The organism is Thalassotalea sp. G20_0, from assembly GCF_017744175.1.
Classification (GTDB): domain Bacteria; phylum Pseudomonadota; class Gammaproteobacteria; order Pseudomonadales; family Endozoicomonadaceae; genus Endozoicomonas.
This window is the reverse complement of the sequence record NZ_JAGHQV010000548.1, coordinates 1-509: the sequence shown is the minus strand read 5'-3', so window position 1 is coordinate 509 and position 509 is coordinate 1. Positions and strand designations below refer to the sequence as shown.

At 53.6% G+C, this 509-nt stretch carries 1 protein-coding gene; it reads right to left on the bottom strand.

Features of this window, described 5'->3' with window-relative positions; translation table 11 throughout:
• Positions 1–509: hypothetical protein (locus J7438_RS27495; protein WP_209279178.1), on the bottom strand; the 509-nt coding region annotated here is incomplete at both ends.

Here is a 509-nt window from a genome sequence, read left to right as displayed (position 1 = left end):
GCCCACAGCAGATTGACGGTACCTTGAGTATTGAACTGACTTCTCTCTTCTTTTGATTCGGCTTTGGTTTTCACATGGTACAACAGCGCGGCCAGGGCCTCTTTGAGCTTTGCTGTCTTCTCCAGCTCGAGCCCGTTGCCCATCAGTTTCGCCACGGCCCACAGCAGGTTGGCGACTTCCTGCGGCTTGAAGTGGTCTTTCTCTTCTTTTGATTCGGCGTTGGTTGTCACATAGGGCAGCAGCGCAACGACGACTTCTTTGAGCTTTGGTGTTTTCTCAAGTTCCAGCCCGTTGTCCACCAGTTTCGCCACGGCCCACAGCAGGTTCACGATAGCTTGAGCGTTCAAGCGGCCTTTCTTTTCTTTTGATTCGGCTTTGCTTTTCACATTGGGCAACAGCGCGGCCAGAGCCTCTTTGAGCTGCGCTGTCTTCTTCAGCTCCAACCCGTAATCCACCAGTTTTGCCAAGGCCCACAGCAGGTTCGCTGTAGCCTGGGTGTTGAAGTGGTC